The following is a 4,398-nucleotide window of genomic DNA, read 5'->3' as shown; positions in this document are numbered from 1 at the left end:
GTCCACAGCCGCCACAGCGCCCGCCGAACAGTTCGATTCGGGTCACCACTGGGCGGATCACCGGGAGGTCGATGTGGTCGTAGCGGTGACGGCACCGCTGCCGATCCGCCGACAGCGGCATCCCGCAATGGGGGCAGACCTCGACCAGGCGGCGCTCGGTTTTGTCCGGGTCCTCGGCCAATGGCCGCGATACCCCGGGGCGTGACGGACGCGGTTTCCGGGACCGGTCCTCGTGCGGCGAACTTTTCTTCCGACCGGGGCCGTCCTTGGATGGCGGAAAATGAGAATTCGACGAGGTCTTCTTCGGCTTGCTCAGCGCCGCTTCCAACTCGGCAATCCGGGCGGCCTGACGTTCGATCAACGCCGCCTGCTCTAACAGCAAGGCGTCCTTATCGGCGTCACTCAGGCGGTAGCGGATCGGAGACTTCATTCATCGGTTGACCCATATTCCACGCCTCGGCGCAAGCCCTTTTGCCAACCCCGTGAGCAATTACGGCGTGAGGGCCAAATCGCCGAGCAGCGCACTGATGATTCGGTCTGCCGTCTGTTCAGGACTGAGCGCAGAAGTATCAACCTGCAATTCCTCGGACCGCCGTATTTTAACGACGTCCGCATTCAGCTGACAGGCGATTTCAAAATCCTTGAACTGATCTTGCGGACGGCCGTTCAGTCTTTGGGCCAGGATCTCAGCTGCCGCAGTTAATCCAAACAGGGCGACGTGGAGTTGGGCGTCATGTTGCTTGAGCGCATGGAGGAAGCCGTTGACCTTATCGCCGCTAAATGTATCGACGACAACCACCGGACGAAATCCCATTCTGGCTAACTCGCTCGTGACTCGCGCTGCAAGTCCAAGCAATTTGATGTGCTCATCTTGCTCGGTCCACCTGACTGAGTTCACCATCTTGCGCAAGGCATCGACTTCCACCTTGGCGCCCTTAGGAAAGCGGCCGGCAAGGACTTTGGCCACCTGCGACTTCCCGACTCCAGGGGCTCCACGGATTATGATGACGTCGACCCGTGGCGCGATCATTGGAACAGTAGCATCTGCGGCTTGTTGCAGGACATCGCCTTGCAGGGAAGATTGCAAGTCTTCATAATCTTGGAGACCTCGGTGGAACGCCTTGTGCACAATATCTCTATAATATCGAGCTCGGCGATGTTGCCTAATGGCTGCACGGCCGAAGGTATCCGGCGATGGTCGAAGCACTTCACGACATCACCATTAGGGTAGATGCAGATATTCTTGCCTGCTGCGCAAGGCGTGTCGTCAGCGACCGTTTCCTTTTGGGACACAAGTTCGCTCCAATTGTTCGCGCCAAAGTCCTGGTAAAGCTGTATATTGTACTGGATGCCATACTGCTTGCACTATTCGATTACCTTCGGAACCTCTTCGGCCGTCTCGCGTGAGAGCACGGACTGGACGCGCAGTTGATCGCCAAGGATTGATTTTGCTAGTTCGATCTTGGGCATCACAATATCGAAGCTCTTGGTGCCCCGGAACTGGTTCCACTTCTCGGGCTGGACCGAATCGATTGAAATGACAAGGATGTGGCCGAGATTTTTGTAGCGCCGTAAGAATGCCTCATCAAGCGTACGACCGTTGGTAATGGTGACCATCGGTACGCCGAGCTTCTTAGCCTCTTCTGCGATCAGCATTACATCGCGCTTGAAGAGCAGGGGCTCACCACCAGTGAGTGTGACCTGATAGAGGTTATGATGCAGGCGGTTGAGGCACTTGAGGAAATGCAGAATCCGGAGGTGGTGGCTCTTCGGCTCTGGCCGCTCCCAAATGCCGCACTTTGGGCACTTTTCATTACAAGCATTGGTGATCATATAGATCAGCTCGTTGCTCTTAACGCCGTAGAACCTGCGGATTGGCGTCTTGTACCAGCGGTAGATCGCCCACTCGAATGACTTAAGTGCAACCAAAGGCACCTTGAGGAGCGGGTTCTTGATCCGCTTAGAGAACGGGATGATCTCTCCCAGGTAATCTTGGAAGCCATGGGTGAAGTTAGGCTGACCAGCCTTAAGGCTATAGATGAGGCTCAATGATGTTTCCCTGGTAAATGGATTCAGATGAGTCCCACATCAGTACGGTGTGGCCTTCATAAAGCGTCGCGCTGGAGCTCTTGTATTTTTTGAATAGGCACAGGAAACGCCCGAAACCCGTAAGGGTGCTCTTGTAACCGTAGTCATGCCACAGCTTGGCCGAGGGGCAGAAGCCGATGCGGTATTTGCTGCGAAGACGCAGGCAAAGATCGACATCCTCGCCGGCGGCAGTCGGAAAGCGTTCATCGAAGGGGAATTCCCTCGCCGCAAACGATTTCATGCCGAAATTTAGGGACGGCATATACCAGAGCTCCTTTCGGTCCGGTAGAAGCCATTTACCGGCGAGCGTCCCGTTGATGTCGTGGTAATGGTCCAACAGCGTCTTTCCCCAAGAATAGGTCATTCCCCCGACAGCAGCGAAGTTGGTCTCGACCAGAAAATCAGTCATGTGCTGATTCCAGTCCTTATCGAGGATGCAGTCGTGATCAGTGAAAAGCAGGTGTTCGACGCACGCTTCCAATGCCTTGCCGATCGCGACGTTTCTGGCCGCGGCTGGCCCACCGTTCTTCTCCAGGACAATATGCTCCACGCCTGGCCTGCTGACCCCGTACTTCAGCGGACTGGCGTCATCGACGACATAGACTTTGTCGAAGGGCTTTGACTGCGCCTCTACGCTGTAGAGCAAGCGATTCACACAGGACAAGTCCCAACGCGTCCTGATATAGCAGGGAATGATGAGTGCGCTCATTGATTGATTTAAGGAAATTTGTGAATGGGTTGCAAGCATTATTGGCGCTGTAACGGTGTCCAGACCCTTCTTATTGAGGCCGTCCCGAACATGGATGGGCAGCGCCCCGCCGAAGGACGGCTTGGGCGCAATACCTGACGAAGCTCCTGCCCACCGGCATCGCCCGCTTCACCCGTTCCGCGTTCAAAACCCGCCCATCCCCTTCCGTGAAGAGTTTCGGGCGCCGTGAGGCGTACGAAAGTCCCCGAGGAACGAACCCGCGAGGTTCGAGCACAGGCCTATGGGGATTTCGTTTTGCGGCTGATCCTGGGGGTGTCGCGACGGGCCACCGGAAGAGGTCGGGTTGGCGCGAAGAGGCCGCAACGTCCGTCTGTCATGCCACGATTCTGGTGGAAAGAGGAGCCGAAACCCCTTCTTTCGGCGGGGATTCCAGAGAATGGCCCATGCGGGATCGTCACCCGAAGCGCGGCGGTTCGAGTGCCTGGGACGGTCAAGCCATGCCGGATCATGGCGGGTTCTCCCGGTTCGGCAGTGCGCCGACAGGGGGCGCGCGGGGCTGGTGCCCCCGTTCGAAAACCTCGACGATCACCATGCGCCCGCCGCAGCAGGGGCATGGCGGAACGGCATCGACGGGGGCTTCCGCAATATCGGCGACGGTCGGCGGGGCGACGGCCAGAAGCGTGCGGATGCGTTCGAGGCTGGCCTTGCGGCAGGACGCGGCAAGCAGTCCATAATGCCGGATGCGGTGGAATCCTCGTGGGAGGACGTGCAGCAGGAACCGGCGGATGAACTCGTCAGCGGAAAGAGTCATCACGCGCAACTGGTCGGCACCGTCGCGTCGGTAGTCCTTGTAGCGAAACGTGACGTCGTTCTCGTCGAACTCGATCAAGCGGCGGTTCGAGATGGCGACGCGGTGGGTATAGCGCGCCAGATAGGCGAGCACGGCCTCGGGACCGCCGAAGGGGGGCTTGGCGTAGACAACCCAGCGCTTCTTCCGGACCGGAGCGAGATGCCGCAAGAACGCTCGCTTCTCGGCCAGATGAGCCATGGGCCCGAAGAAAGAGAGCCGGCCGTCATCGTAAAGCGCGATCAGGCGCATGAGAAACAGCCGCCGAAACAGCGCGCCCAGCACCCTGACAGGAAGAAGAAAAGCCGGACGGGACGACACCCATCGCCCGTCGGGAGCGATCCCGCCGCCGGGGACGATCATGTGCACATGGGGGTGGTGCGTCAGGGCAGACCCCCAGGTATGCAGGACGGTCGTGATGCCGATGCGCGCCCCCAGATGCTTCGGGTCCGCCGCGATCGTCAGCATTGTCTCCGATGCGGCGCGGAACAGCAGATCGTAGACTGTCGCCTTGTTGTGGAAGGCGATGTCGGCGACCTCGTCCGGCAGCGTGAAGACGACGTGGAAATAGCCCACGGGGAGCAGATCGGCTTCCCGATCCTCCAACCATTTCCGCGCGGCGGTTCCCTGGCACTTAGGGCAGTGCCGGTTACGGCAGCTGTTATAGGCGACCCGCCCATGCCCGCAGTCCTCGCAGACTTCGACGTGGCCGCCCAGTGCGGCGGTACGGCAATGCTCGATCGCCGACATGACC

General features: G+C 58.9%; 5 protein-coding genes and 1 pseudogene. All 6 read right to left on the bottom strand.

Translation table 11 applies throughout. The annotated features are described in order from the left end of the window. A pseudogene (locus tag PHAMO_RS15060) lies at window positions 1-430 on the bottom strand (IS66 family transposase); the annotation flags it as partial. Between the two features lie 60 nt (window positions 431-490). Continuing rightward, window positions 491-1,030 carry an AAA family ATPase gene (locus tag PHAMO_RS15055; protein ID WP_002730548.1) on the bottom strand — a complete coding sequence of 180 codons (540 nt, stop codon included), beginning with the start codon at window positions 1,028-1,030 and terminating at the stop codon, window positions 491-493. After that, window positions 1,027-1,293 carry an SPASM domain-containing protein gene (locus PHAMO_RS20425; protein ID WP_040567503.1) on the bottom strand — a complete coding sequence of 89 codons (267 nt, stop codon included), beginning with the start codon at window positions 1,291-1,293 and terminating at the stop codon, window positions 1,027-1,029. The genes PHAMO_RS15055 and PHAMO_RS20425 overlap by 4 nt, the downstream gene beginning before the upstream one ends. Window positions 1,294-1,365: 72 nt before the next feature. Next, complete coding sequence (locus PHAMO_RS15045) at window positions 1,366-2,049, bottom strand: radical SAM protein (RefSeq protein WP_002730547.1); 684 nt, start codon at window positions 2,047-2,049, stop codon at window positions 1,366-1,368. Continuing rightward, window positions 2,033-2,797 carry a glycosyltransferase family 2 protein gene (locus PHAMO_RS15040; protein WP_002730546.1) on the bottom strand — a complete coding sequence of 255 codons (765 nt, stop codon included), beginning with the start codon at window positions 2,795-2,797 and terminating at the stop codon, window positions 2,033-2,035. The genes PHAMO_RS15045 and PHAMO_RS15040 overlap by 17 nt, the downstream gene beginning before the upstream one ends. A gap of 505 nt (window positions 2,798-3,302) precedes the next feature. Beyond that, window positions 3,303-4,398, bottom strand: a 1,096-nt coding sequence (locus tag PHAMO_RS15035) for an IS91 family transposase (protein ID WP_051002450.1), incomplete at its 5' end; no start/stop codon positions are given.

This window comes from Magnetospirillum molischianum DSM 120 (assembly GCF_000294655.1).
In the GTDB taxonomy this organism is placed as follows: Bacteria; Pseudomonadota; Alphaproteobacteria; order Rhodospirillales; family Magnetospirillaceae; genus Phaeospirillum; species Phaeospirillum molischianum.
Note: the sequence above shows the minus strand (reverse complement) of the source record. Positions and strands in the feature narration are given on the sequence as shown.